This is a genomic window from Actinokineospora sp. HUAS TT18 (genome assembly GCF_051364635.1).
Classification (GTDB): Bacteria; Actinomycetota; Actinomycetes; order Mycobacteriales; family Pseudonocardiaceae; genus Actinokineospora.
Genome location: NZ_CP195645.1, coordinates 1,505,064 through 1,525,348 on the forward strand (window position 1 = coordinate 1,505,064; position 20,285 = coordinate 1,525,348).

Genomic DNA, 20,285 nt, shown 5'->3' on the forward strand with positions numbered 1-20,285 from the left:
CACGCGGTCCCGCGCTGTATGGGCAGAACTGCCCATAGGCGGCACCCGGTCACCCCGGGCACCCTGGCGCGCTGACGACCGCCACCGCTTTCGAGGAGCGAGATGACTCTTGTCGCGCTGGACGACATCGCCGAGCTGGTGGGCAGGCAGGCCGAGACCCGGCCGCACGCCCCCGCCGTCGTGCTGGACGACCACGTCCTCAGCTACGCCGACCTGACAGCGCGGGCCGACCTGCTCGCGGGTTCGCTGCGCGCGGCGGGTGTGGGTCCGGGCAATGTGGTGCCCGTCGTGCTGCCGCCATCGGGCGACCTTGTCGTGGCGGTGCTGGCGGTGCTCAAGACCGGGGCCGCCTACGCCGCGCTGGACCCGACGTGGCCGGAGGGTCGGCTGCGGCGGATCGCGGGGCTGCTCGACCGGCAGGTCGCGATCACCGGCCCGGCCGCGGTGCCGGGATTCCCGTCGCGGCTGGTCATCGGGTTGGGTGCGGAGGTATCCGCACCGCCGCCCGCGATCGTCGGCACGGGCGTCGCGATGGTGTTCTTCACCTCGGGCACCACCGGTGAGCCGAAAGCCGTGCTCGCGCCGCACCGGGCCGTCGCCCGCCTGTTCGTCGAGCCCACCTTCGCGCGGTTCGACCCGACGACCGTGATGGCGCAGACGTCGGCGATGCCGTGGGACGCGTTCGCGCTGGAGGTGTGGGGGCCACTGGTGACCGGCGGCTCGTGCGTGGTCCACACCGAGCGGCCGCTGACGCCCGCCGGGCTGCGGGGCCTGGTGCGGCGTGGGGTCAACACGGTTTTCCTGACTACCTCGCTGTTCCACCTGATCGTGGAGGACGACGTCGACGCCTTCGCGGGTCTGACAACCGTGATGGTCGGCGGCGAGAAGCTGTCCGCCCGACACGCCGCCCGCTTCCGCGCGTGCCGGCCGCGCGTTCGGCTGGTCAACGGGTACGGGCCGGTGGAGAGCGCGGTGTTCGTGCTGACCCACGAGGTGGGCGACGCCGACGGCGAAGTGCCCCTCGGCAGGCCGGTGCCGCGCACCTCGGTCGTCGTGCTGCGCGACGGCGTGTCGGCGCCACCTGGGGAGGTCGGCGAACTGTGTGTCGCGGGCGACGGCCTCGCGGTGGGCTACCTCGGTGACCCGGAGTTGACCGCGGCGAAGTTCCGCACAGTTGATATCGAGGGCGTGCAGACCAGGGTGTACCGCACCGGGGACCTCGGCGTGATCGACGCTGACGGGGTCGCGCACTACCGCGGTCGGATGGATCGGCAGATCAAGCGGCGCGGGCACCGGATCGAACCCGCCGGGGTGGAGGCCGTCGCGGCGGCGCTGCCCGCGGTGGGGCGGTGCGCCGCGGTGCCCAGGTTCGACGACAACGGGAACTGCGTCGAGCTGGTGCTCTGCTACGTGCCGTCCGGGGCGCCGGGTGATGTGGCCAGTGAACTCGCGCGGTCGCTGCCCGCTCAGGCGGCGCCGGACCGGGTCGTCGCCGTACCGCGCTTTCCGTTGTCCGCCAACGGAAAGCTCGACGTTAGGGCGTTGCTCGCCGCGCTGCCGGTGCCGGTCGACGGGGAGTTGGCGACCGACACCGAGCGCGCGGTGGCCGCCGAGGTGCGCGCGCTGGTCGGGGCCGTCGATCGGAGCACTCCGCTGCGCGAGTTGGGCGTGTCGTCGCTGGCCGCGATCCGGCTGTGCGCGCGACTGGGCGCGCGGTTCGACCGAACCATCCCCGTGTCGCGCGTGGCCGCGTCCACCACGATCGCCGAACTCGCCGACTGGATCGACCGCTCCCCCGCCGCTCCGGTCGCCGCCGACTCGCCGACCGCGCCGCTGACACCGATGCAGCACGGCTTCGTCCTGCGCCACTTGGCGGAGGTCCACGACACCGACAACCACTGCGTCCTGACCTGGACGATCACCGGCGCGCTCGACCCGGACCGCCTCGCCGCCGCGGTGGCGACGGTCCACGCCCGACACGGCTACCTGAGCGGCCGCTATCGCGCCGACACCGAGGCCACGGTCACCGCGTCCGGCCTGCCGGTGGCGTTCGAGCGGCACGACTCGGGGCTGCTCGCTGAGCGGCTGGGTCGGCCGTTCGACCTGGCCGCCGGGTCGGTGTGGCGTTCGGTGCTGGTGGGGTCAGGGGATAGCTGGAGGTTCGGGGTCGCGGTCCACCATGCGGCGTTCGACGGGTGGTCGCAGCACGTTCTCGCTGACGAGCTGACTGCTGCTTACGCTGGGGAGCCCATGGTGGCACCGCCCAGTCCGGCGCAGGCGGTGGTGGACCCGGGCGACCTTGATGATCAGCGCCGGTTCTGGCGGGCGGAGTTGGCCGACCTGCCGGAGCTGGCCTGGCCGGAGGGTGACATGGACGGGCCGGACTTTGTCGAGGTGCCTGCCCCGGCCGCGTCGCTGAGCCTGCTGCTGACCGCGGCACACGCCGCGATCGCTGGTACTACCGGGCAGGATCGGTTCGGTGTCGGTGTTCCGGTGAACCATCGGGGGTCGGTGCGGGCGCAGCGGGTCATCGGGTGCTTGATCGACATGGTGTGTGTGCCGCTGCGGGCTGGGCAGACTGATCCGTCGGCTGCGCTGGCCAACGCGGATCTGCCCTTCGCTGAGGTGGTGCGGCTCGTGCGGCCGCGGCGGACCGGGCGGCATCCGCTGTACCAGGCGATCGTCGCGCTTCAGGACTCGCCGCTGCCCGCGCTGCGGCTTGACGGGTGCGTTGTCGGGCTCGATCCGCGGCCGCCTGCGAGCTGGTCGCACACCGAGTTGGTCGTTGAGCTGTTCACCCACGAACGGCGCCTGCGGGTCACCCGCGATCCTGGGCGCGTCTCAGCGGCCACCATGCGGGGCGTCGCGCGGACGCTCGCCACCATCCTGGCCACCTAGCCGCCTGTCCGCCAGAGGCTGGGAGCGTGGCCGTGTCGGCGTTTGAACGCGCGACTGAAGGCTTCCTCCGACTCGTAGCCCACGCGGCGGGCGACGGCGGCGATGCCCAGATCGGACCCGGTGAGCAGGTCCTCGGCGACGTGCATCCGCCAGCCGGTGAGATACCGGATGGGCGCCACACCAAGGACTTCCCGGAACCGGTCGTCGAGCGCGGTGGCCGACACCCCCGCGATCCTGGCCAGGTCCGCCACCGCCCACTTGCGCTCGGGCGCGGCGTGCACGGCGGCCAGCGGCGGCGCCAGCACGGGGTCGCGCAGGGCGGCCATCCACCCGGTCGGCGCGGCGGGCGCGCCCGCCAGGTGCAGTTTGAGCACCTCGCGCAGCAGCAGTTCCGGCAGCTCGGACGGTCCTTCGATCTTGTGGGTGGTGACCGGCGCGGTCTGGTCGGCGGCGTACTCGATGCTCGCCCGCACCCAGTCCCGCGCGGGACCGGCGGGCGGGCGGACGACGAACACCGGCGGGAACGCGCGCAGCCGCGGGTCGAACAGCGGGTCGTCGCAGGCCAGGTACCCGCAGACCAGGTCGGTGCGCTCGCCGCCGTGCCCGTGCCGGATCACCGGCATGTGCGCCCAGGGCGGCGGCGCTATCAGGGTGACGACCGAGACCGCCTCGGCGGCGACGACCCCGCCCATCCGGTGTTCATCGCCGTAGGGCAGCACGACGACGTCGCCCGCCTCGGCCCAGTGCCGCTCGTGCCCGGTCTCGATCCAGCATCGCCCGGCGGCCACGACGTGGAACAGGATGACCCGCGAACTCCCCGGGTGCAGCAGCGTCGCGGCGTCGTGGGCGGGCAGCGACACGTAGCTCCACCCCTCGGTGTACTCCCCGCGCAGGAAAATCGCGCCACGCAGGTGCAGCCGAGCCAGGGCGTCAGCGGGCGCGGGGTCTCGGTCAGGTACCCCGGCCGCGCGGTCATGGGACATCGCGCCTGCTCGCACAACACTCATAGTGACAAATCGGCGCTCCGACATCAGGAGGACAAATGCCTCTCTTCATGGACATCCACGAGCAGCTCCCCGACGGCGCCTCCGCCGCGGACGTGGCCGCCGCCCACAAGGCCGACCTGGCCACCCAGGACCAGTACGGCGTCAACTACAAGAGCTACTGGGTCGACGAGGTCAACGGGACGGTCTTCTGCCTCGTCGAGGCACCCGACGCCGAGGCGGCCATCCGCGTGCACCGCGAGGCGCACGGCCTGCTCGCCGACCGCGTCTTCGAGGTGATCGAGGGCAACTGAGCCGCCAAGCGGGCCGCCGCACCTGGGGTGTGGCGGCCCCGCGGTGATCGGCGAGCGGTGTGCGCACGGCGGTCGTAGGGTCGGTGGCTGCGGGGGCTCGGCCACCGACGTCCGGGTCCCGCGGGATTCGGGAGGCTCACCATGTTTGTGCAAGTAGTGCAGGGCAAGGTGTCCGACGCCGAGCGAATGCACGAGCAGTTGGACAAGTGGATGCGGGACCTGGCCCCGGGGGCGACCGGGTGGTTGGGCTCGACATGCGGCGTCACCGAGGACGGCACCTGCGTGTGCTTCGTCCGGTTCGACACGCCCGAGCACGCGCGGCAGAACAGCGACCGGGCCGAGCAGGGTGCCTGGTGGGACGAGACGTCGAGGCTGTTCACCCAGGGCGCGGAGTTCCTCGACAGCGACCAGGTCACCGAGGACACGCCGGGTGACCCGGAGCGGGCCCGCTTCGTGCAGATCATCGAAGGCCGCACCAAGGATCCGGCGCGCGGCATGCAGCTGTCCACGCAGGACTCGGACAAGTGGGCCGAGTTCCGGCCGGACGTGCTCGGCAGCGTCGGCGCCAGCTTCCCCGACGGCCGGTACGCGATGGAGCTGTTCTTCACCAACGAGGCCGAGGCGCGCGAGGGCGAGAAGAAGCAGCCACCGCCGGAGCTGAAGGCGCAGATGGACGAGATGGACGCGCTGGCGGCCGAGCCGCCGAAGTTCTTCGACCTCAAGCAGCCCTGGATGTACTCACCGCGCTGAACCGCCGCCCGGGGGGGGGGGGGGGGGGGGGGAGGCGGCCTCACCCCCGGGCACCGCTCAGCAGTCGAAAATGATCGCGTTGCTCGGACCGGACACGTTGCCGGAGGTGTCGACCGCGCGTAGAACCACCTCGGTCGGGCCGCTCGTCTCGCAGTAGACGATCGTGTTGTCCCCGCCGATGGCGCCGTGCTCGGCGAACACACCGTTCAGGTAGACGTCGTACATGATCTGGTTCTGCGGGTCGGCGTTGTCGGTCGACGGCGTCCACTCGAGCCAGATCTCCGGCGAGCCGGCGCTAGGGGACAGAGTGAGGTTCGTGGGCGCGGTCGGCGGCACCGTGTCGGTCGCCGCGGGCGTCGTCACGGTCAGGACGTCGCTCTGCACGGAGTTGCCGGACATGTCGCGCGCGGTGACTTGGAATGTGTGGGTGGACTCCGGGGCGATGTCGAGCAGTGTGATCGACTCGAAGCCGATGTGGCCGGGGCTGATCGCGACGCCGTCCTTGAACAGGGTGTAGGTGACCTGACTGATGTTGTCCTTGGACCTGGTCCAGCTCAGGGAGATCCGCATCGGGTGGACCGCCACCAGGTTCAGGATCGGGGCCGGGCTCGGCGGGGTGGTGTCGGCGGGCGTGGTCACCGTGACGGCGTTGCTGTCGGCCGACCGCTTTCCGCTGGAGTCGACGGCGTAGACGCTGAAGGTGTAGGTGTGGCCGGGGAGCATCAGCGGCCGGGTGTGGGTCGTGTTCGGCGGGTCGACGCGGACGCAGCCGGTGAAGTTGTGCTGCACGCAGTACCACCACGTCGACTGCTTGCTCGACGCCGCGTCCCAGGCCAATGTGACGCTGGTGTCTGTCAACGCCGTGATCCGCAGGTTGGTTGGCGTCGTGGGCGGTGTACCACCCCTGGTCGCCCCGGCCTGCGCGGCCGGGACGAACAGGGCCAGCACGACAGCGACGACGATGGCCAAGGCACGCATCGGGAACCTCCACCTTCGAGTGAGGACGTGGTCACCCAGCACGACGCCTGCCCGTGCGGAATGGTTCAGCCTGTCTTGGACTGCCGGGCCACTCCAGGTCAACCGGCACGTCAGCGCGGGAATGGCTCGCTCGTTCGCCTGATACCGATGATCGGATCCGATCAATACCGTCGGGGAGTCCCACCTCCACAAGGCGAAGGAGCACGATGCACGTCACCCCCACCCTGACCCGCGCCGCCGCGGCGGTCGCCGCGGTCGCGGGGCTCAGCCTGGCGGCCGCCCCGCAGGCCGCCGCGGTCACCTCGGCGACGATCGAATCCTGCGAGTCGGGTGCCAGCCAGTTCTACTGCTTCGCGTCCGCGACCGACATCGTCGGCACCGCCACGGTCCGCTGGTACCTCAACGGAACCCTCTACACCGCGCTCAACGACAAGTGGTTCACCGGCCTTCGCCCGTGCCGTGTCACGGGCTACAACGTCCGCGTCGTCGTGACCGACGCCGTCGCGCAGAAGGAGGACAGCTACTTCATCCCGTGCAACTCCGGCCCGTGGCCGTGATCGGCGCCTGAGATGGTCTGACGCGGTCCAGCTTTTGGCCGCTTACCAACGCGGTCGGCGTGCGACTACCTTCGGCTGAGGACCACGCTTCCGGATCGCAAGGGGCCACGATGACGTCGAAGACACTCGCGCGATCGGCGGCGGACTGGCGAACCGCCGCCGACAGCCTGCTGGACGTGGCCAGGGCCACGGTTCCGTTGCCCGCCAACGACTTGACCGGTCTGTCGGTCGAGGCATCGACGGTCGCGGCGACAGCCGAGGAGGAAGTCGCCGACCGGGTCGACGCGCTGCTGGCGAGTTCCGACGCGGTGTGCGCCGAGATCGTCGCGGAGACCGGAACCGCCGATGTGCTCCCGGTCCTGTTGGCGGGCCTGGAGGTCGGCAACGCCCTGCTGGTCGCCAGCCAGGACACCGAAGTCGTGTTCAGCACGTTGGGCGCCGAAGACGCGTCGCTGGCAGGCACACGTGCGGCGCTGGACGAGTACGAGAACGCGATCTTGGGCAACGCCGCCGCCGAGGTGGCACTGCCGGAAGAACTCACGGACAAGCTCGAGAAGCTGGAGATGGTGGGCGCGGAGGAACTCGTCGCACTGGGCAGGGAAGCGGCGATGCAGACCGCCTTGGGCAACATGGTCGCCGGGATCGCCAGTGTCGCGGGTCCTGTGGTCAAGGACGCGTTCGACTGGGTCAAGGAACGGGTCAACTTCGTGCGGCGCGCGGCGGTGCGCGTCATGGAGTGGGTGGTGGCGAAGTTCCGCGGCCTCGTGCCGGAGAACTTCCGCGACAAGTTCGACCAAGCGCTGGACAAGATCACCGAGGCCATCTCGAAAGGCATCGAGAAGGGCGTCGGCGACATCCTCGGCAAGGTGCTCGGCCGCAGAGAAGCCGAGGATGCCTGGCGGGTCGGCCTCAGCGACGGCAAGGACCTCGCGGCTGCGAAGGCCGCGCTGCCCGACGTCATCTCCGGCCACATCAAGAGGGTCGGATATGTGTCGACGGGCCGCAAAGCCGTCTCCGGCGCGGCCGCGGTCGTCCAGAAGGTGTTGGCGATCGGGACTTCGCAGGTCCAGATCGCCCTCGGCGCACTCGCTCTCGCCCTGATCGCGTTCGTCGGCTGGCAGGTGTGGGACGGCTTCAACGACATCGAAGCACTCGTGCCCGCGTAGGGAGTTGCCATTCCGGCAACAGACGTTGCCATCCTGCCCGCCCGTGGGTCACCATCGCCCGATGACGCACGCGTTCGACAAGGACTATTGGGAGCAGCACTGGCGCGGGGCAGGTTCCGCTCCGCCGAATCCTTACCTCGCAAGGGAACTCGGCGAGCTGGCGCCGGGGACGGCGCTGGACGCGGGTTGCGGCACGGGCGCCGAGGCGATCTGGCTCGCCTCGCGTGGCTGGAAGGTGACCGCGGCCGACATCTCCGCCGAGGCACTCGCCCGCGCCGCCGAGAACGCGACCGCGGACGTGCGGTGGGTCGAGGCGGACCTGACCGTCTGGCAGCCGGACGAGCGGTTCGACCTGGTGACAACCCACTACGCCCACCCGGCGATGCCGCAGCTGGAGTTCTACGACCGCGTCGCCGACTGGGTGGCACCCGGCGGCACGCTGCTGATCGTCGGTCACCTCCACGGCCACCAGCCCGCCGAGGCGTCGGCCACCGCCGCGGCGATCACGGCGCGCCTGGATGGGACGTGGGAGGTCGTGACCGCCGAGGAGCGCCAACGGGCCACCCATGGCGGACACACCCTGCACGACGTCGTCGTGCGTGCGCGTCGCCGCTGACTAATCTGCGTCCATGCAGCTCATCAAGGGGTCGGGTACCCCGGCCGCGCCCGGTGCCGCGCCCGGGGAGTACGTCGAACACATCCGCAGCGACCGCCTGTCCGCGGGCACCTATCTGATCCCGGCGGGCGGCGTCGACAACCAGACACCCCACCGCGAGGACGAGATCTACCTGGTCACCGCGGGCAAGGCCCGAGTGGTCACCGGCAGCGGCGAGGCCGACGTCGAGCCCGGCGACCTCATCTTCGTCCCGGCAGGCGAGCCGCACCGCTTCGTCGACGTCACCGAGGACCTGGCGCTGCTGGTGTTCTTCGCCCCCGCCTTCACCGGCCGCACCTGATCGGCGGCCGAGCGGGCGCCGTGATCGAATATCGGCAGGAAGGCGCAGACGAAGGAGTACCCGACTATGTCCGCTCGACGGTGGCTCGTCCCAGCCCTGTTCGTCCTCGTATGGCTGGTGGTCGGCGGGGTGGGGGGCCCGTTCGCGGGCAAGCTGAGTGAGGTCGCCGAACAGGACAACGCGCTGTTCCTGCCCCGGTCGGCGGAGGCGACGCAGGTCAGCGAGCTGGACAAGCAGCTGCTGGGGGCGCAGGCGATCCCGGCGATCATCGTCGCCGAGCGTGGTTCCGGGATCACCGAGGCCGACGACCGGTATCTGGCCGGGCGGCTGGCCGACATCACCGCGGCGCCCGGTGTCGACGCGCCGACGGGGCGGTGGCTGCCGTCGCCGACGTCGGGGGCGGCGCGGCAGCTGGTCATCACCGTGGCCGACGGCACCGATCCCAAGGTCGCCATCGCGGCGGTGCGCGAGGCACTGGACCGGGACCGGCCCGACGGGCTCACGGTGCTCGCGACCGGTCCCGCCGCGATCATCGCCGACCTGATCACCGCGTTCGGTGGGATCGACGGCCTGCTGCTGATCGTGGCGGGCGCGGTCGTCGCGCTGATCCTGGTCATGGTCTACCGCAGTCCGGTCCTGCCCATCCTCGTGCTGCTGTCGGCCGTGTTCGCGCTCGGACTGGCCAGCCTGGTGGTCTATCTGCTCGCCAAGAACGACGTCATCGACCTCAACGGCCAGAGCCAGGGCATCCTCTCGATCCTCGTCTTCGGCGCCGCCACGGACTACGCGCTGCTGCTGGTGTCCCGGTTCCGCGAGGAGCTGCGCGACACCGCCGACCGGTTCGCCGCCATGCGGACCGCCCTGCGCTCGACCATCGAGCCCATCGCCGCGTCGGCGGGCACGGTCATCCTGGGCGTGCTGTGCCTGCTGTTCAGCGACCTCAACTCCAACCGGGGACTCGGCCCGGTCGCGGCGATCGGCGTCGCGGCCGCGTTCATCACGACCATCACGTTCCTGCCCGCCGCCCTCGCGCTCGGCGGGCGCGGCGTGTTCTGGCCGTTCCGTCCCGCCCTCGGCTCACCGCACCCGGAGACCAGCGGGCTCTGGGGACGGCTCGCCGCCCGCGTAAGCAAGGCACCCCGCGCCATCTGGGTGGCCACCACGATCGTCCTGCTGGTCGGGGCGGCGTTCCTCCCGCAGCTCAAGGCCGACGGGACCGCGCAGACCGCGATCTTCCTCTCCGACGTCGACTCCGTGGCCGGTCAGGAGGTCGTCTCGCGGAACTTCCCTGGCGGCACCGGCGCGCCCACGGTCGTCATCGCGAAGACGGCCCACGCCGCCCAGGTCGAATCGGCGGCCAAGGTCCCCGGAACCGCCGACACGGCCGCCGCCCCGTTCGGCGACCTCACCCGCATCACCGTCACCCTCACCGACCCGGCCGACTCGGCGGCGGCCATCGACACCGTCACCCGGCTGCGCGAAGCCGTGCACGCGGTACCGGGCGCCGAGGCGAAGGTCGGCGGCCCCACCGCCATCCAGCTCGACACCCAGCGCACGTCCACCCGCGACCGGATGGTGATCATCCCGATCGTGCTGCTGGTCGTCTTCGCCGTCCTCGCGCTGCTGCTGCGCTCCCTGCTCGCCCCGGCGATCCTCATCGCCACCGTCGTGCTGTCGTTCGCGGCCACGATGGGAGTCTCGGCGCTGGTGTTCAACCACGTGCTGGACTTCCCTGGCGCCGACCCGGTCGTGCCGCTGTTCGGGTTCGTGTTCCTGGTCGCGCTCGGCATCGACTACAACATCTTCCTGATGACCCGCGTCCGCGAGGAAGCAAAGCGGCACGGCACCAGAGCGGGCACGCTGCGCGGGCTCACCCTGACCGGCGGGGTGATCACCTCCGCGGGCGTGGTCCTCGCCGCCACCTTCGCCGCCCTGGCCGTGATCCCCATTCTGTTCCTCGCCCAACTCGCCTTCATCGTGGCCTTCGGCGTGCTGGTCGACACCCTGATCGTCCGCTCACTGCTCGTCCCGGCGATCACCTACGACATCGGCGCACCGGTCTGGTGGCCGTCGCGCCACGGCCGGGACCCCGAAACGACATAGCATCGAACGATGACCATCGACCTGTTCGCGGGCATCCCCGTCCGCGACTACACCGCCGCGACGGCCTGGTACGAGCGGCTTCTCGGCGCCCCGCCCGCGTTCCTGCCGAACGACACCGAAGCGGTGTGGGAGCTCGCCGAGAACCGGTACCTCTACATCGAGGTGCGGCCCGACCACGCCGGACACGGGTTCCAGACCTTCTTCGTCTCCGACTTCGACGCCCGGCTCACCGAGATCGCCGGGCGCGGCCTGGAACCGGCCGACCGCGAGGTCTACGACAACGGCGTCAGCAAGGCCATCTTCCGCGACCCCGACGGCAACGAGATCGGCATCGGCGGCGTGCCTCAGGACGCCGGGGCCTCGTAGACGAGGATCTCCGTGCCCGCGACCTACGCGCGGTCCTGGTAGTCGACGAAGTGGCAAGCAGGTGCGCGGCGGCGGTAGGTCAGCGGAGCAGGATGCCGCGCACGAACGCGGCTTGGCCCACGTGCTGCAGGCAGTCGGACAGCACGCTGACCACGCGCACCCCGAGGGTGACCGGCGGGTCCCACGCCCGGTCGACGATGCGCTCCAGGTCGGCGTCGGTGATGCCCGCCGCCCACTCGGTGCTCTGGCGGTGCACGGCGGCGTGGTATCCGGCGAGCAGGTCCGCGTCCACCCGGACGGCGGCGACCTGCTCGATGGTGTGGCCGTAGCCGTGGTCGGCGTCGGGGAACGGCAGGTCGAACCGGCGGGCCCAGCCGTCGGCGAGCCACACCTGGTCGAGCCCGGACACCCCGGCGATGTGGTCGTCCTGGATGCGGGTCAGGTGCCACACCAGCCAGGCGATGGAGTTCGCGTCCTCGTCCACTCGGTACGCCAGCTCATCGACGCTGAACCCGTCGACGGCGGCGCGCACCTCCTCGGCGATGCGCCCGAACGCGTCCACCACGAGGTCAGCACTGGTCATGCGCCGACCCTACTGCCGTGGCTATTGAGTTGCGCTCTGGAGACGCGCCGAATAGAAATGGCGACCCCTCATCCAGAGAGAGAATTACTTGAACCTGACTGTTCGCCCGATCGCCGGAACCCATGAGCTGGACCTGTTCAACAGCCTGCCGTATGTCCTCAACGAGGAGGTCGCCGACGACCTGGCGGCGGGCCGACGCAAGCCGGAGTGGCTGTGGCTGGCCCTGCGCGGCGACCGCGTGGTGGCTCGCGCGGGCTGGTGGTCGCGGGCCGGGGACGAGCACCCGGCGTTCCTCGACATCTTCGACATCGACGGCGACGTCGAGGACAGCGTCCGGCTGCTGGAGACCGCGCTGCCCGCGGTGATCCCCGCGGGCGCGACGCCGCCGGAGTACTACCGGTCGATCCCCGCCGACTGGCGCGACGACCCGGCCTCGCGGCAGGCGGTCGAGGACCGGATGGGCGCACTCGAACGCGTCGGCGCGAAGCTGTTCGTCGAGCGGCTGCGCCTGGAATGGCGCCCCGGCACGCCCATCCCCGAGTCCAGTGGGCGACTCGCCTTCCGGCCGGTCGGCGACCCGGCCGAACTGATCGACCTCATGACGCTGGTGCTGGACGGCACCCTCGACGCGCACAGCGTCGACGACCTGACCCGCATGACCCCCGCCGAGGCCGCCCGCGCGCAGTACCACGACGAACTCGAACGCTACGAGAGCCCGTCGGACTGGTGGCGGATCGCGACGCTGCCTGACGGCGAACCTGTCGGGTTCGTGACGCCCGCGCACAACGGCTACAACCCGATCATCGGTTACATCGCGGTCGTCCCGGCACATCGCGGCCACGGCTACATCCACGACCTGCTCGCCGAGGGCACCCGCGTGCTCGCCGAACAGGACGTCCCCCGAATCCGCGCGGCCACCGACGTCGGCAACGTCCCGATGGCGGCGGCCTTCGCCCGCGCGGGCTACGTCACCTTCGAACGCCGCATCGACATGACCTGGGCGACCACGTAACCCCGGCCTGCCCGTGCGCGACCCAGGAGTACAGGGGCTGCCCACTTAAGAGCGGTCATGCGCGCACGGGCGATCGCACTGCTGACCGGGGTCGCCGCGATGGCGCTCGGCCCGCCCACGGCGGCCAGACCGTTCGGGCGCGTCGGCACCCTCACGCTGACGATCATGGCCACCGGGTCCACCAAGTTCATCGGCCCGGACGGCGAGGTCTTCAACAACCCCGGCCAGTTGCGCTTCGGTCCGCTGTTCGACCACGGAGGCACCCCGACCGACCCCGCCGACGACGCATTCCTGGCCGATCTCGGGATCAGCAAGCCCAGCACCGGCCGTGACGATCTCGCCGAGCACGACCTGTGCGACATCGTCGACGACCTGATCGGGTGAGTGTCAGGTCGCGGCCGCCACGGCGTGGACGAGGTTGTCGTGGAGGGACAGGCCGTCGCTCAGGCCGACGATGCCCAGGACGCGGCGGATCATCGGGGTCGCCACGATCTGGAGGCCCGTGCCGCAGGTGGTGCGGCGGTTCGCCTCGATCAGGGCGCTGATCCCGACCGAGCCGAAGAAGCCGACCTCGCTCAGGTCGATGACGAGACCCGCGGGTTTGGTGTCGAGCGCGTCATCGATGCCTGTCACCAGGGTGGTGCTGGTGGACAGGTCGACCTCTCCGACCGCGTGCACCACGACGACACCGCCAGGGTGATCGCTACTGCCGACCACCAGTCCGCCCGTCTCGGGCCGACGCGTGCTGCGCTCTGGCTCCACGATCATCCTTTTCGTCCTTCGAACGGCAAAACTGGTCCCGTTGCCCGCTCAACTGGATGCTTTGTCGCGTCCGGTTCCGTAGAGTCGACTGCATGAAGCAATCTACATGAAGCTTGCTTCATGGCAAATGATGAGACCGCGAGCGCGGGAAGGGGGCGTTCACATGCCGTATGTGGACGCGTTGTGCACACTGCTCGAACGACTGATCCGGGATCGCCTCGCCGACCCGCAGCACGCTGAGGCCCACGCGTGGGAGGTGGTGCCGCAGTTACGCGCGGTCCTGGCGCAGGCCGACCACCACGACCTGACGGAACCCCACGACGACGACCACGACCTGGTGAACTCCGACGCGGCGCTGGCCGTCATCCACGCCGCGCGCACCGCCCAGCAGCAGCTGGCCGCCATCGAGCGCGCCGCCGCCGCCATCGCCCGCGACAACGGTGTGACCGTGCGCAGACTGGCCGACGCGGCGGGCATCACCGAGCGCGCCGCCGCCGAGCGCTACCGCCGCACCTCCCTCAGCGCCGAGGACGTCGGGTCCAGATGACGGTCAGGTCTGCGCGCTCTGCAACGCCAGTGGGTCGCGGGGCGCGTCGGACTTCGCCGACATCATCCGGGCGCCGAGTTCGCTGAGGTCCTTGCGGCCCATCGCCGAGCGCACCTTCGGGAACCAGTCCTTCTCCTCCTCCTCGACGTGGTGGCGGACGTTCTCGATCAGCACGGTGACCTTGGCGTCGAACGACTCGTCTGCCGGGTCCATGTCCTTCAGCTCCGACAGCATCCACACGACGACGTGGTGTTCCTCGACGCTCTCCAAGACGTGGTCGCTCGTGTCGGGTGCGGCCTTTCTCGCCGTCGGGTAGAACAGCTCTTCCTCGATGTAGGCGTGCGTGGTCAACTCCTCGATGATCGTGTTGACGATCCGCTGCTTCTCGGCATGGGCGTCCTTGCCCGCGGCCTCGAACTCCTTGAAGAGCTTCTCGACGGTCTTGTGGTCGTCCTTGAGCAGCACGATGGCGTCGGTGGACATTGTTTCTCCCTTGATTGACTGACTGTCGGCTATTCCGCGCTCTCCCGGGCTTCGAGCCCGACGGCGTCACGCAGTTCCCGCTGGTCCTTGTGCAGTTCGCTGTCCTCGCCGCCGACGTGGGCCATCAGGTCGGAGAGCGCGTCGGCGATGGCGTTGAGCTTGTGCTGCACCGCCTCGTCGGCGCGGCGCTGGGTGTTCTGCAGCAGCGCCACCAGCAGGAAGGTGACGATCGTGGTCATCGTGTTGATGATCAGCTGCCAGGTGTCGAGGTCGCCGATCAGGAAGTACGACGGCGCCCACACCACCACCAGCAGCACGCACAGCACGAAGAACCACGCCCGGGACACGAACCCCGCCGCGCGGGTGGCGAACCGGTCGAACACGGACAGGTGCCCGGTCACCTCCGACGGCATGGTGGCCTCGTGGGCGTTCACAATGGACATCCGTCCTCCCGAACCGACTCGTCTCGAAGGGGAGATACCCGTCGCGCGGCCACGCAACCCATCAGCGGCGTTCCAGCGGCTCGGTGGCCGGGCCTTCGAGAACAGTGCCGTCGATGTCGAAGCGGGAGCCGTGGCACGGGCAGTCCCAACTGCGTTCGGCGGCGTTGAACCGCACCAGGCAGCCCAGATGCGTGCAGCGCGCGGACACGGCGTGTTCGGTCCCGTCGGGATCGCGATACACGGCCGTCTTTCCCCAGCCGTCGCGAACGATTCGGCCCTCCCCCGGCGGCACGGGCCGCGCCGCGGCCGGGGCGAGGCGGTCGCCGACAAGATCGGCGGCGACGCGGCCGTTCATGGCCGCCAGCCTCGCGATCGAATGCAGACTCACCCGGTGCGGTGAGAAGTGCCGCGCCCACGGGTTCTCGTTCCCGTTGATCAGGTCGCTCAGGATCATCGCGGCGAAACTGCCCGTCGAGAGGCCCCACTTGCGGAAGCCGGTGGCGACGAGGACCCGGTCCGAGCCGGGCAGGTAGGTGCCGATCATCGGCAGGTGGTCGAACGGGACGGCGTCCTGCGCGGACCAGCGGTTGACGATCTCGGCGACGTCCCAGTGCTCGCGGGCGAACGCGCCCAGCGCGTCGTAGGGCCGGTCCTCCGGGTCGCCTGTGGTGTGGCCGCGACCGGCGAGCACCAGCAGGTCGCCGAACCGGTTGACCGACCAGGCGGGCGAGCCCGCGCTGATGGCCATGGCGTCCGGCGGGGCGCCCGAGGCCAGCCGGACCGCCACGCAGTAGGAACGAACGGGTGCGAGTCGGGCGAAGTAAAGGCCGCGGTCGAGCATCGGGTAGTGGCTCGCCACAACGATCTTGTCGGCGGTGATGACGGCCGCGTCGGTTCGCACCTCGGAGCCCGCCACGTTCCGGACGGGGCTGTTCTCATAGACGAAGCAGCCGTCTCCGTCCACCGCGGCGGCCAAGCCGGCGACATAACGCAGCGGGTGCAGTGCGAGTTGGTCGCGCAGACCGACCACGCCGAAGTTCGGGAACGGCAGGCCCAGGGCCACATCGGACTCCACGGGCAGGCCCGCGCGGGTGGCGGCGTCGAACTCGGCGGCGACGGCGTCCCGTTCGTCCTCCCACAGCGCGAACGTGCACGCGGGCATCGGGCGCGCGTCGCAGTCGATGTCGGCGGCGAGGTTCCGCACCAGGCCGACGCCCGCCTGGCTCGCCGCGGCGTAGGCCGCGGCGACCTCGGCGCCGTGCTTGCCCTCGATCATGGTGTACGCGGTGGTCTGCAGGGCCGTCACCTTGGCGGTGTTGTTGCCGGACGCGCCGCGGCCGACCCGGCCCGCCTCGATGACGGCCACCTTCGCTCCCGCGCGCTTCAGCAGCAGCGCGGTGGTGAGCGCGGTGATCCCGCCGCCGATGACGGCCACGTCCACGTGGGATCCCGTGTGGAGCGCCGGGTACTCCGGTGTGGGTTCGAGCCACAGGGATTCCTCGGCCGTCGTGGTTGGCATATCAGGGAACTACCCGCAGGCACGACCGCTCAACCCGGCTGGTCATTCGCGGCCGAGCACGATGGTCGGCTCGAGTTCGTCTTCCTCGGCCCTGCTGGGCACGGTCATCCGCTCGGTCGGGGCGTCGAGTTCCTCGTCCACTTCGCCGTCGTTCGGGTATCGCATCGTTCTCGCCTCCTCGCGAGAATCCGGGTACCCCGATCCGGCTGATTCATGCGTAGCCACCGATCTGCTTCGCGACCACGCCCAAGTCGTCGACCAGTCCCGCGTAGACCTCGTCCTGGTCACGCGAGCGCAGCACCGCCGCGGGGTGGACCGTGGCCAGCACGCGGCAGCCCGCGAAGTCGCCGTCGTCCGGCACGATCACCTCGCCGCGGTGCTGGGTGAGCCGGAAAGCGGGACCCAGCACCGCCTGCGCGGCGGTCGCGCCAAGGCACACCAGCAAATCTGGCTGGACCTGGCCGAGTTCGGCGACCAGCCACGGGCGGCACGCGACGACCTCCGTACGGCCGGGTTTCTTGTGGATACGCGGTTTCCCGTCGTCCGGCCGCGTGAACTTGAAGTGCTTCACCGCGTTGGTGACGTAGATCCGCTTCCGGTCGAGACCGGCCTCGACCATCGCGCGGTCGAGCAGTCTGCCCGCCGGGCCGACGAACGGCGCGCCCGCGATGTCCTCCCGGGCGCCGGGCTGCTCGCCGACCATCATCACCTTGGCGTCGGCCGGGCCGTCGCCGAACACGGCCTGCGTCGCGTCGCGGTAGAGGGCGCAGCCTCGGCAGGCGTCCACCGCTTCGCGCAGCTCCCTCATGTCCGCGCCGGGTGGCACGAACCGTTCAGCTCCTATCACGGCCATGACGTCTCCATCTCATTGACGGGCGTGAAGGAGGGATCGCTTCAGTCGTCCAGTTCCTTGCCGGTGAGCCTGCGGAAGCCCTTGGCACCCGCGCGATCCAGCCCGGCCTTGACGACACCGAAGATCGCCCCTTGGAGCAGTGCGGCGAGCAGGACCTCCCTGGTCCGGTGGTCAGGCGAGGTCGCCTCCGGCGCCTCCGCCTCCCCGGAGACCGCCCGCCATACGCGTTTGAAGACCGCGCTCGCCAACACGCCGCCGAGGACGCTGATCACGAGGCTGAGCGGTCGGTAGAGCAGGTTCACGGCGGTCACCTCTGCTTTCGGATGAGCAGGGTGACCAGCAGCGCCACCAGCGCGAGAACCAGCGCGGGCACGGCAGGCGTGCGCCGGGCAACCGCCGCCACATCCCGGGCGACCACGGTCGTCTGGTGTTTGGCGGTGGTCGCCGCGCCTGCGACCTTGTCGCCCACGTCATGAGCCTTGGTGGCTACCTTGTCGCCCACGTCTTGGGCCTTCGTGGCCACCTTGTCCCCCACGTCGTGTGCCTTCGTGGCCACCTTGTCGCCCACCTCGTGGGCCTTGTCGGCGAGCCTGCGCCGCACCTCGGTCTTGGCGACCAGGGCGTCCACAGTCTCAGCGAGGTCGTGCCGTGTCCGCGCGATGTCCTCGCGCAGGTCGTCGGGCCGGGTCATCGGTGCGCACCTTCCTTCACCGCGGCGATGTCGCGCCGCGTGCTTTCAATGGCCTGTTCGGGGATCGGCGGGATCGCGTGCTTGATCTTTCGGGTACCCAGGGCACCCGCCAAGCCCGCCGCGAGCAGCAGTACGGCGCCGACGATCAGCGCGGCCGCCCAGACCGGCAGCACAAGCGCCAGCGCGGCGACGGCGGCCAGCACCAGCGCCGCGGCCCCGAACCAGGCCAAGGCCACGGCCGTGCCGCCGAGAACCGCGCCCACCCCGGCCTGCTTCCCCTTGTCCTTCAGTTCGGCGGTGGCCAGCGCGAGTTCGTCCCGGACAAGCCGGGTTACCTCCTCGCTCAGGCGTCCCACCAGTTCACCGGTGGTCAGGTCCTTCGGATCGGTCATTGTCAGGTACTACCCGCGACAGCGCACTCCTATTCGGTCGGAACGGGAGTGATCAACGCGTTTGGGTATCCCGCCGGTGAGGAATCCACCATTCATCGAGCGGTGCTGGGACTGTGCCGCACTGAAGAACCGAGAGACGCTGCGATGGCCTCGACGGACCCGACAGGCGAAGGCCACCACGAACTCGTGAGCCAACCGCACGACGCGGCACAGGAGGGACCGGTCGCCCAGGCCGAGACCGAGGCGGCGCGGATCAGCGACGCCGGTCAGCCGATGGGTCCGATCGGCCCGCGGTTCGACCGAAGGTCGCCGTTCCTCGTCGGGATGGCGGGCGCGGCGGGGGTCGCGGTCACCTATGGCCTGGTGCTGATGCTGGACAGCGTGCGGGGCGTACTCGTCCTCATCGGACTCGCGCTGTTCCTCGCCATCGGCATCGAGCCGCTCGTGTCGTGGCTGGTCAACCGCAAGTTCCCCCGCTGGCTGGCCGTGACCACGGTCTTCGTCGCCGCGTTCGGCGCGCTCGGCGGGCTGCTGGCCGCCACCATCCCGATCGTGGTGGAGCAGGCGACACAGTTCGCGCAGCGGGCACCCGAGTACCTCCGGGAGGCCGAGGACAGCTGGTTCGGCGCGCTCGACGCCCGGTTCCACCTCCGGGAGGGGATCGAGAAGGCACTCGCGGGCGGCGGGGGCCTGTTCGACGCGGGTCTCGTCGTGTTCGGCGCGCTCGCCGACTTCCTCGTGCTGGTCGTGCTCACCCTGTACTTCGTCGTCGACCTTCCCCGGATCCGCGGCGCGCTTTACCGGCTCGTCCCCCACTCCCGCAGGCCGCGGGCGATCCTGCTCGGCGACGAGATCTCGGCCAAGGTCGGTGGATATGTGTTGGGCAACCTCGCGATCTCTGGCATCTCGGGCACGCTCACCCTGGTGTGGCTGCTGAGCTTCGGCGTGCCCTACGCCCTGCTGCTGGCCATCACCGTCGCGGTGCTCGACCTGATCCCGGTCGTAGGCCAGATCGTCGGCGGGGTGCTCATCAGCCTGGTCGCGCTCACGGTCTCGGTCCCGGTGTTCCTGGCGACCATCGGGTTCGTCGTGGCCTACCGCCTGGTCGAGGACTACCTGCTGGTCCCCAAGATCATCGGGTCGGCGGTGCGCGTGCCCGCACTGGTCACCGTCGTCGCGGTCCTGCTGGGCGGCGCTCTGCTGGGCGTGGTGGGGGCGCTGGTGGCCATCCCGATCGCCGCGGCGGGCCTGCTGCTGATCAAGGAAGTGCTGATCCCCCGGCTGGACACCGCGTGAGCGATGTTTCGGCAGGTCCAGGCCGGGTAGTCGAGAGAGTCCGATCAGTTGACTTCGCCCAGAAGGAGACGACATGTCAACGGGCATGATCATCGGCATCGTCATCGCCGCCGTCGTGGTCCTTGTCCTGATCGCGGTCATGGTGTGGATGCGCGAGCGGCGCAACCACCTGCGGGAGAGGTTCGGTCCGGAGTACGACCGCACCATGCGCCAACACCCGCGACACCGGGCCGAGAAGGAACTGGCCGAGCGGGAGAAGCGACATTCCAAGCTCGACATCAAGGAGATCACTCCCACGCTCCGCGACCGGTACGCCCAGCAGTGGGCGCTGGTGCAGGAACAGTTCGTCGACCGGCCCAGCCCGTCGGTCGCGGAGGCCGACCGGCTCGTCACGGCCCTGATGGCAGAGCGGGGCTATCCGACGGAGGACTACGAGCAGCAGGTCGCCGACCTGTCCGTCGCCCACGCGAGCACCCTCGACCACTACCGGGAAGCCCACGCGATCATGGACCGCGATTCCCGCACCGAGGTGTCCACAGAGGAACTACGCGCCGCGATGGTGCACTACCGGGCCCTGTTCGAGGACCTGCTCGGCCCCGCAGACCACCCCACCCACCGATAACCGCGGAGACA

General features: G+C 70.3%; 26 protein-coding genes. 14 read left to right on the top strand and 12 right to left on the bottom strand.

Translation table 11 applies throughout. The features are described from left to right. Nucleotides 1-102: 102 nt before the first annotated feature. Nucleotides 103-2,898 carry an amino acid adenylation domain-containing protein gene (locus ACSHT8_RS06575; RefSeq protein WP_436498693.1) on the top strand — a complete coding sequence of 932 codons (2,796 nt, stop codon included), beginning with the start codon at nt 103-105 and terminating at the stop codon, nt 2,896-2,898. On the opposite strand, the gene ACSHT8_RS06580 is transcribed toward ACSHT8_RS06575, so the two are convergent. Then, on the bottom strand, nt 2,895-3,881 hold the full coding sequence (locus tag ACSHT8_RS06580) for an AraC family transcriptional regulator (protein WP_436498695.1): 987 nt from the start codon (nt 3,879-3,881) through the stop codon (nt 2,895-2,897). The genes ACSHT8_RS06575 and ACSHT8_RS06580 overlap by 4 nt on opposite strands. Nucleotides 3,882-3,940: 59 nt before the next feature. On the opposite strand from ACSHT8_RS06580, the gene ACSHT8_RS06585 reads away from it, so the two are divergent. Further along, complete coding sequence (locus ACSHT8_RS06585) at nt 3,941-4,195, top strand: DUF4242 domain-containing protein (protein ID WP_436498697.1); 255 nt, start codon at nt 3,941-3,943, stop codon at nt 4,193-4,195. Between the two features lie 141 nt (nt 4,196-4,336). Beyond that, nucleotides 4,337-4,945 (top strand): hypothetical protein, encoded by a 609-nt coding sequence (locus ACSHT8_RS06590; protein ID WP_436498699.1) that lies wholly within the window; start codon nt 4,337-4,339, stop codon nt 4,943-4,945. A gap of 57 nt (nt 4,946-5,002) precedes the next feature. Here the strand turns inward: ACSHT8_RS06590 and ACSHT8_RS06595 are convergent, their stop codons facing one another. Then, the gene (locus tag ACSHT8_RS06595; protein ID WP_436498701.1) at nt 5,003-5,923 is read right to left on the bottom strand and encodes a fibronectin type III domain-containing protein; all 921 of its coding nucleotides are present in this window, start codon (nt 5,921-5,923) and stop codon (nt 5,003-5,005) included. 206 nt (nt 5,924-6,129) lie between these two features. Between ACSHT8_RS06595 and ACSHT8_RS06600 the strand changes: the two genes are divergently transcribed. From ACSHT8_RS06600 to ACSHT8_RS06625, 6 genes are all read left to right on the top strand, one after another. Continuing rightward, nucleotides 6,130-6,480, top strand: a complete 351-nt coding sequence (locus tag ACSHT8_RS06600) for a hypothetical protein (protein WP_436498703.1) — start codon at nt 6,130-6,132, stop codon at nt 6,478-6,480. 110 nt (nt 6,481-6,590) lie between these two features. Further along, nucleotides 6,591-7,646, top strand: coding sequence for a hypothetical protein (locus tag ACSHT8_RS06605; RefSeq protein WP_436498705.1), 1,056 nt, complete (start codon nt 6,591-6,593; stop codon nt 7,644-7,646). A 61-nt stretch (nt 7,647-7,707) separates the two neighbouring features. Continuing rightward, nucleotides 7,708-8,262: a class I SAM-dependent methyltransferase gene (locus tag ACSHT8_RS06610; protein WP_436498707.1), complete on the top strand. Its 555-nt coding sequence runs from the start codon at nt 7,708-7,710 to the stop codon at nt 8,260-8,262. A gap of 13 nt (nt 8,263-8,275) precedes the next feature. After that, complete coding sequence (locus tag ACSHT8_RS06615) at nt 8,276-8,602, top strand: cupin domain-containing protein (RefSeq protein WP_436498709.1); 327 nt, start codon at nt 8,276-8,278, stop codon at nt 8,600-8,602. Nucleotides 8,603-8,668: 66 nt separating this feature from the next. Continuing rightward, nucleotides 8,669-10,705, top strand: a complete 2,037-nt coding sequence (locus ACSHT8_RS06620; RefSeq protein WP_436498711.1) for an MMPL family transporter — start codon at nt 8,669-8,671, stop codon at nt 10,703-10,705. Between the two features lie 9 nt (nt 10,706-10,714). Further along, the gene (locus ACSHT8_RS06625) at nt 10,715-11,071 is read left to right on the top strand and encodes a VOC family protein (RefSeq protein WP_436498713.1); all 357 of its coding nucleotides are present in this window, start codon (nt 10,715-10,717) and stop codon (nt 11,069-11,071) included. Nucleotides 11,072-11,150: 79 nt separating this feature from the next. Here ACSHT8_RS06625 and ACSHT8_RS06630 read toward each other — a convergent pair whose 3' ends face one another. Further along, nucleotides 11,151-11,654 carry a mycothiol transferase gene (locus tag ACSHT8_RS06630; protein WP_436498714.1) on the bottom strand — a complete coding sequence of 168 codons (504 nt, stop codon included), beginning with the start codon at nt 11,652-11,654 and terminating at the stop codon, nt 11,151-11,153. A gap of 88 nt (nt 11,655-11,742) precedes the next feature. Between ACSHT8_RS06630 and ACSHT8_RS06635 the strand changes: the two genes are divergently transcribed. Further along, nucleotides 11,743-12,666: a GNAT family N-acetyltransferase gene (locus ACSHT8_RS06635; RefSeq protein ID WP_436498716.1), complete on the top strand. Its 924-nt coding sequence runs from the start codon at nt 11,743-11,745 to the stop codon at nt 12,664-12,666. Between the two features lie 57 nt (nt 12,667-12,723). Next, nucleotides 12,724-13,050: a hypothetical protein gene (locus ACSHT8_RS06640; RefSeq protein ID WP_436498718.1), complete on the top strand. Its 327-nt coding sequence runs from the start codon at nt 12,724-12,726 to the stop codon at nt 13,048-13,050. Nucleotides 13,051-13,053: 3 nt separating this feature from the next. Here ACSHT8_RS06640 and ACSHT8_RS06645 read toward each other — a convergent pair whose 3' ends face one another. After that, the gene (locus ACSHT8_RS06645; RefSeq protein WP_436498720.1) at nt 13,054-13,434 is read right to left on the bottom strand and encodes an STAS domain-containing protein; all 381 of its coding nucleotides are present in this window, start codon (nt 13,432-13,434) and stop codon (nt 13,054-13,056) included. A 157-nt stretch (nt 13,435-13,591) separates the two neighbouring features. Here ACSHT8_RS06645 and ACSHT8_RS06650 point away from each other — a divergent pair, with 157 nt between their 5' ends. After that, the gene (locus tag ACSHT8_RS06650) at nt 13,592-13,975 is read left to right on the top strand and encodes a hypothetical protein (RefSeq protein ID WP_436498721.1); all 384 of its coding nucleotides are present in this window, start codon (nt 13,592-13,594) and stop codon (nt 13,973-13,975) included. A gap of 3 nt (nt 13,976-13,978) precedes the next feature. Here ACSHT8_RS06650 and ACSHT8_RS06655 read toward each other — a convergent pair whose 3' ends face one another. The 8 genes from ACSHT8_RS06655 to ACSHT8_RS06690 form a co-directional block, all read right to left on the bottom strand. Beyond that, nucleotides 13,979-14,458: a hemerythrin domain-containing protein gene (locus ACSHT8_RS06655; protein ID WP_436498723.1), complete on the bottom strand. Its 480-nt coding sequence runs from the start codon at nt 14,456-14,458 to the stop codon at nt 13,979-13,981. A gap of 29 nt (nt 14,459-14,487) precedes the next feature. Beyond that, the gene (locus tag ACSHT8_RS06660; protein WP_436498725.1) at nt 14,488-14,901 is read right to left on the bottom strand and encodes a low affinity iron permease family protein; all 414 of its coding nucleotides are present in this window, start codon (nt 14,899-14,901) and stop codon (nt 14,488-14,490) included. A gap of 61 nt (nt 14,902-14,962) precedes the next feature. After that, entirely contained in the window at nt 14,963-16,420 is a 1,458-nt protein-coding gene (locus ACSHT8_RS06665; protein ID WP_436498727.1) for an FAD-dependent oxidoreductase, read from the bottom strand. A 42-nt stretch (nt 16,421-16,462) separates the two neighbouring features. Then, nucleotides 16,463-16,585 (bottom strand): hypothetical protein, encoded by a 123-nt coding sequence (locus ACSHT8_RS06670; RefSeq protein ID WP_436498729.1) that lies wholly within the window; start codon nt 16,583-16,585, stop codon nt 16,463-16,465. Between the two features lie 46 nt (nt 16,586-16,631). Continuing rightward, entirely contained in the window at nt 16,632-17,273 is a 642-nt protein-coding gene (locus ACSHT8_RS06675; RefSeq protein WP_436498731.1) for a UdgX family uracil-DNA binding protein, read from the bottom strand. A 41-nt stretch (nt 17,274-17,314) separates the two neighbouring features. Further along, nucleotides 17,315-17,575 (bottom strand): DUF4235 domain-containing protein, encoded by a 261-nt coding sequence (locus ACSHT8_RS06680; RefSeq protein WP_436498733.1) that lies wholly within the window; start codon nt 17,573-17,575, stop codon nt 17,315-17,317. A 5-nt stretch (nt 17,576-17,580) separates the two neighbouring features. Next, nucleotides 17,581-17,964, bottom strand: a complete 384-nt coding sequence (locus ACSHT8_RS06685) for a DUF3618 domain-containing protein (RefSeq protein ID WP_436498735.1) — start codon at nt 17,962-17,964, stop codon at nt 17,581-17,583. Beyond that, nucleotides 17,961-18,356: a phage holin family protein gene (locus ACSHT8_RS06690; RefSeq protein ID WP_436498737.1), complete on the bottom strand. Its 396-nt coding sequence runs from the start codon at nt 18,354-18,356 to the stop codon at nt 17,961-17,963. Before ACSHT8_RS06690 ends, ACSHT8_RS06685 begins: the two co-directional genes overlap by 4 nt. Before the next feature lie 186 nt (nt 18,357-18,542). Here ACSHT8_RS06690 and ACSHT8_RS06695 point away from each other — a divergent pair, with 186 nt between their 5' ends. Both ACSHT8_RS06695 and ACSHT8_RS06700 read left to right on the top strand, forming a co-directional pair. Continuing rightward, nucleotides 18,543-19,652, top strand: coding sequence for an AI-2E family transporter (locus ACSHT8_RS06695; protein WP_436498739.1), 1,110 nt, complete (start codon nt 18,543-18,545; stop codon nt 19,650-19,652). Nucleotides 19,653-19,725: 73 nt separating this feature from the next. Then, the gene (locus ACSHT8_RS06700; protein WP_436498741.1) at nt 19,726-20,274 is read left to right on the top strand and encodes a hypothetical protein; all 549 of its coding nucleotides are present in this window, start codon (nt 19,726-19,728) and stop codon (nt 20,272-20,274) included. Nucleotides 20,275-20,285 lie beyond the last annotated feature (11 nt).

Excerpts from the sequence above, each read along its gene's own strand:
- ACSHT8_RS06575 (WP_436498693.1), top strand. The coding sequence starts at position 103 with ATGACTCTTGTCGCGCTGGACGACATCGCCGAGCTGGTGGGCAGGCAG.
- ACSHT8_RS06580 (WP_436498695.1), bottom strand. The coding sequence starts at position 3,881 with ATGTCCCATGACCGCGCGGCCGGGGTACCTGACCGAGACCCCGCGCCC.
- ACSHT8_RS06585 (WP_436498697.1), top strand. The coding sequence starts at position 3,941 with ATGCCTCTCTTCATGGACATCCACGAGCAGCTCCCCGACGGCGCCTCC.
- ACSHT8_RS06590 (WP_436498699.1), top strand. The coding sequence starts at position 4,337 with ATGTTTGTGCAAGTAGTGCAGGGCAAGGTGTCCGACGCCGAGCGAATG.
- ACSHT8_RS06595 (WP_436498701.1), bottom strand. The coding sequence starts at position 5,923 with ATGCGTGCCTTGGCCATCGTCGTCGCTGTCGTGCTGGCCCTGTTCGTC.
- ACSHT8_RS06600 (WP_436498703.1), top strand. The coding sequence starts at position 6,130 with ATGCACGTCACCCCCACCCTGACCCGCGCCGCCGCGGCGGTCGCCGCG.
- ACSHT8_RS06605 (WP_436498705.1), top strand. The coding sequence starts at position 6,591 with ATGACGTCGAAGACACTCGCGCGATCGGCGGCGGACTGGCGAACCGCC.
- ACSHT8_RS06610 (WP_436498707.1), top strand. The coding sequence starts at position 7,708 with ATGACGCACGCGTTCGACAAGGACTATTGGGAGCAGCACTGGCGCGGG.
- ACSHT8_RS06615 (WP_436498709.1), top strand. The coding sequence starts at position 8,276 with ATGCAGCTCATCAAGGGGTCGGGTACCCCGGCCGCGCCCGGTGCCGCG.
- ACSHT8_RS06620 (WP_436498711.1), top strand. The coding sequence starts at position 8,669 with ATGTCCGCTCGACGGTGGCTCGTCCCAGCCCTGTTCGTCCTCGTATGG.
- ACSHT8_RS06625 (WP_436498713.1), top strand. The coding sequence starts at position 10,715 with ATGACCATCGACCTGTTCGCGGGCATCCCCGTCCGCGACTACACCGCC.
- ACSHT8_RS06630 (WP_436498714.1), bottom strand. The coding sequence starts at position 11,654 with ATGACCAGTGCTGACCTCGTGGTGGACGCGTTCGGGCGCATCGCCGAG.
- ACSHT8_RS06640 (WP_436498718.1), top strand. The coding sequence starts at position 12,724 with ATGCGCGCACGGGCGATCGCACTGCTGACCGGGGTCGCCGCGATGGCG.
- ACSHT8_RS06645 (WP_436498720.1), bottom strand. The coding sequence starts at position 13,434 with ATGATCGTGGAGCCAGAGCGCAGCACGCGTCGGCCCGAGACGGGCGGA.
- ACSHT8_RS06650 (WP_436498721.1), top strand. The coding sequence starts at position 13,592 with ATGCCGTATGTGGACGCGTTGTGCACACTGCTCGAACGACTGATCCGG.
- ACSHT8_RS06655 (WP_436498723.1), bottom strand. The coding sequence starts at position 14,458 with ATGTCCACCGACGCCATCGTGCTGCTCAAGGACGACCACAAGACCGTC.
- ACSHT8_RS06660 (WP_436498725.1), bottom strand. The coding sequence starts at position 14,901 with ATGTCCATTGTGAACGCCCACGAGGCCACCATGCCGTCGGAGGTGACC.
- ACSHT8_RS06665 (WP_436498727.1), bottom strand. The coding sequence starts at position 16,420 with ATGCCAACCACGACGGCCGAGGAATCCCTGTGGCTCGAACCCACACCG.
- ACSHT8_RS06670 (WP_436498729.1), bottom strand. The coding sequence starts at position 16,585 with ATGCGATACCCGAACGACGGCGAAGTGGACGAGGAACTCGACGCCCCG.
- ACSHT8_RS06675 (WP_436498731.1), bottom strand. The coding sequence starts at position 17,273 with ATGGCCGTGATAGGAGCTGAACGGTTCGTGCCACCCGGCGCGGACATG.
- ACSHT8_RS06685 (WP_436498735.1), bottom strand. The coding sequence starts at position 17,964 with ATGACCCGGCCCGACGACCTGCGCGAGGACATCGCGCGGACACGGCAC.
- ACSHT8_RS06690 (WP_436498737.1), bottom strand. The coding sequence starts at position 18,356 with ATGACCGATCCGAAGGACCTGACCACCGGTGAACTGGTGGGACGCCTG.
- ACSHT8_RS06700 (WP_436498741.1), top strand. The coding sequence starts at position 19,726 with ATGTCAACGGGCATGATCATCGGCATCGTCATCGCCGCCGTCGTGGTC.